Annotated in this window: 4 protein-coding genes; 1 reads left to right on the top strand and 3 read right to left on the bottom strand. The window is 52.4% G+C overall.

Features of this window, described 5'->3' with window-relative positions; genetic code table 11:
• Window positions 1–315: 315 nt before the first annotated feature.
• Window positions 316–1,002 (bottom strand): DUF554 domain-containing protein, encoded by a 687-nt coding sequence (locus GFC01_RS17535; RefSeq protein ID WP_152948438.1) that lies wholly within the window; start codon window positions 1,000–1,002, stop codon window positions 316–318.
• A gap of 222 nt (window positions 1,003–1,224) precedes the next feature.
• Window positions 1,225–1,677, bottom strand: a complete 453-nt coding sequence (locus GFC01_RS17530) for a ferritin-like domain-containing protein (protein WP_341474083.1) — start codon at window positions 1,675–1,677, stop codon at window positions 1,225–1,227.
• A 98-nt stretch (window positions 1,678–1,775) separates the two neighbouring features.
• On the opposite strand from GFC01_RS17530, the gene GFC01_RS17525 reads away from it, so the two are divergent.
• The gene (locus GFC01_RS17525) at window positions 1,776–2,006 is read left to right on the top strand and encodes a glutaredoxin family protein (protein ID WP_479723391.1); all 231 of its coding nucleotides are present in this window, start codon (window positions 1,776–1,778) and stop codon (window positions 2,004–2,006) included.
• Between the two features lie 226 nt (window positions 2,007–2,232).
• Here GFC01_RS17525 and GFC01_RS17520 read toward each other — a convergent pair whose 3' ends face one another.
• The gene (locus GFC01_RS17520) at window positions 2,233–3,078 is read right to left on the bottom strand and encodes a GGDEF domain-containing response regulator (RefSeq protein WP_152948436.1); all 846 of its coding nucleotides are present in this window, start codon (window positions 3,076–3,078) and stop codon (window positions 2,233–2,235) included.
• Window positions 3,079–3,282: the final 204 nt, after the last annotated feature.

Genomic DNA, 3,282 nt, shown 5'->3' with positions numbered 1-3,282 from the left:
CCTTATTATGGGAGTTGGACAGGACTACCTGCACATCCCCATTATAAGGAGTTTTTTCTTTGTGGAAAAGGATTTTTCATAAATTTAGGTCTTGACAAATAAAAATTTTATTTATGCAACGTTAGTGCCTGTAGATATAGGATTTTTCAACTTAATATTAGTAAATTACCTGGACAATTATCTGTCATTAATTATATCTTTTTCCGGAAAAAATTTTTAAAAACATCCCGATAAAACCTTTTAGTTCAAAGATGTCAACATTCAGAATGGCGGCCTCATGTCGTCAGACCTTTCTAAAAATTTTCTTTGCCAGAATTACATTCTCTCCACCACCGCCGTGATGATTGCGGCCACAAAAATGGCCGGCAGCAGGTTGCCCACTTTGATGCGGGCGGACAGGAGCATATTCAGCCCGATGGCCAGAATGAGCAGGCCGCCGGTGGCGGAAAGTTCGGCCACCATCCAGGGGCTTAAAAACGGACCGGCAAAGCGGGCGGCCAGGGTAATTCCTCCCTGGTAGACGAGCACCGGTACGGCGGAAAAGATCACCCCCACACCCATGGTGGAGGCAAAAATGGCGGCGGCGATGCCGTCCAGCATGGCCTTGGCCACCAGTGTCCTGGGGTTGCCCGTCAATCCATCTTCAATGGAGCCCATGACGGCCATGGCCCCCACGCAAAAGACCAGGCTGGCGGTGACAAAGGCGCGGGCCAGGCCGTTTCCGGCAGCACCGCCAAACCTGGCCTCCAATTTTTTCCCCAGGGCCTCCAGCCTTCCTTCAATGTCCAGCCCGGCCCCGGCGGCCCCGCCCAGGGCCAGGCTGCCGATGACAATGAGGGGATTTCTGGTCTGCAGGGCCATCTGGGCACCGATCAGCACCACGGCCAGGCCCAGCCCCTGGATGACCGTATCGCCAATCCTTTCCGGTATGCCTTTTTTCAATAAAGCTCCCAGCGAAGCCCCGGCGCAAATGGTGGCCACATTGATCAGTGTTCCAAGCAATGTCTGCAACTCCTTCCGGGGAAAACAGTTTCGCCGGATGGCAACATATTTCCTGCATAAAGGTCAAAAAAAGACCGGCTCTGGTGAGCCCCATGGCCGGTCATGTCCTGGACCAATTCAAAACTAACCACACTTCACCCCTTGTCCCCGGCAGGGAATCGGCATCTGCAAACCAGGGCTAAGAGATCCTGATAATTTCCAGATCCATGCGCAAGAGCAGGGCTATTTGCAGTAGCACTTGAGCGCTTCATCCACACCTCCGAAGTACCGCTCCAGCAAACCGGCCAGCGCCCGGGCGTGCCTGGCTTCATCCCGGGATGATTCGTCCAGGAAGTCGTGGACCGGGTCCAGGTCCAGTTCCCTGGCCCTTTTGGCGGCCTCTTTTTTGCCCCGGTTGGCTTCCTGCTCCCCCTGCAACATTTTGAACAGGTTTTCCCGGGTGCTGGCGGAAATCTTGCCGCTTAGTTCGGCAAAATGGGCGGCGTGCCAGGCCTCATCCATGGCGATGGATTTGAGCACTTCCGCCACTTCCGGGTAGCCCTCCCGCTGGGCCTGCCGGGACATGGCCAGGTAGATACCCACTTCCCAGGTCTCACCCCGGAATTCCTTCTCCACAGCATCTTCCACCGCCGTGCCCCTGGCCACACCCAGTTTATCTTCGTTGATCAGTTCCACGAAGCATTCCCCCTTATTTTTTAGGAATATATTTTGTGTCAAAATCAAAAAATAGGATTGCCAGCAGGCACAAAATCTATCCGCCGGGAGGAATGCCCATGGAACCGGTAACGGTTTACACCACCCCCACCTGACCCCACTGCCGCACGGTGAAAGAGTTTCTTTCCCAGAAGGGCGTAAAATTCACCGAAAAAAACGTGGCCGCCGATGAATCGGCCCGCGCGGAAATGGTGCGTAAAACCGGACGTTTAGCGGTGCCGACGGTCCTGGTAGGTGGACATGCGGTGGTCGGATTTAACCGGGACGAACTGGAAAGGCTGCTGCATTGACCGCGGCAACAAGGTAGTTGCGAGGGTGCCGGAATGGTAACGGCTTTCTGCTAAATGGGCGACTCCCCCCTACAGGGGAACCGCCATTTTGTGTGCCCCTGGCTACGCCTCAACCGCCGGCCTTTCTTGTTTCGCCGGCCGGGTGCCCTGTTTTCCTCCCCCCTTTCATGTACCCGGTACGGCTTTCCCTAAAAAGTAACAGGTGATGCCTGTTAAGGGCAACTTTTTACCCGTTTTCATTCTTCGATAATGCCGCTGAAAGTGGCATGGGGGTCTCAGGTGTAATCTCACCGGCCACGTTTACCTGCGGCGGTTTTCTGCTTTCCTTGTTCAACCGTTCCTGCGCCCGCTCCAGCAATGCTTTTCCGTCAGCGCCGTCTTCAGGATAAACTGCCTGACCAAAGTGCCACTCTTTCCCCGGCATCCACTTCTGGAATTTTTCAATAACCACAGCCGCCCCTTCTGTTGGAGTTAGAGGAAGCACCAGCGCAAAAAGGCTGTCATCGAGCACAATTACTTCGTCTATTTCCCTCAACATTCTCCGCACACGCCTCTCTATATCGCGTGTGCTCAACTTATTTGTCATTTTCCTCAGCACCAAAACCAGGGAAATTTTAAAGTTTCCTCTTTTGGCACGGTTGATTTCCTTTCGAAGAATACTTTCTAAAACTTCACGAGGGGTTTCTTCGCTGTGGCCAATGAGCTTATTCACCCGCTGAAGAAGTTGTTCAGAGGTAAAAGGCTTGCAAAGGTAATCCACAGCTCCTAACTGTATGGCTTTTTTGACCATGGATACTTTTGCGTCGGCAGTCAGGATCATTACAGGGATATAACGGTAACCAGGAATTTCTTTTATTTTTTTTAAAGTAGTCAAACCATCTATCCCGGGCAGGTGAATATCGACGATAACGAGATCGAACGGGTCGAGGCTTTCTTTTGCCCTCACCAGAGCCTCTTCCCCGCTGATCACCTCTGTTACTATGTACCCCCTGCTCTCCAGCACCCTTTTCGATGAGAACCTGGTAAGTGTCGAATCTTCTACCAAAAGGATGGACTTTTTGCCGTATCCCAAGGAACCGTTCCCCCCCTTAATAAAAACTGGCCAGCAAAGATCCTGGAAAAGATCATCACCCACCGGTATTCTCGGCACTCTATCCCGGAAAAACGGCAAGCTCAAACCCAAGTCCGCACATTATTCATGCATGGCGGAACTGGCGTCTTCACCGCACCCGTCTAAGCAAAAAGAATATTTCTCCAAGGAGAGCTAGAAGAGTAC

This window comes from Desulfofundulus thermobenzoicus (assembly GCF_009428905.1).
GTDB classification, from domain to species: domain Bacteria; phylum Bacillota; class Desulfotomaculia; order Desulfotomaculales; family Desulfovirgulaceae; genus Desulfofundulus_A; species Desulfofundulus_A thermobenzoicus.
The sequence above is the reverse complement of the archived record's forward strand: the minus strand, read 5'-3'. Positions and strand labels throughout refer to the sequence as shown.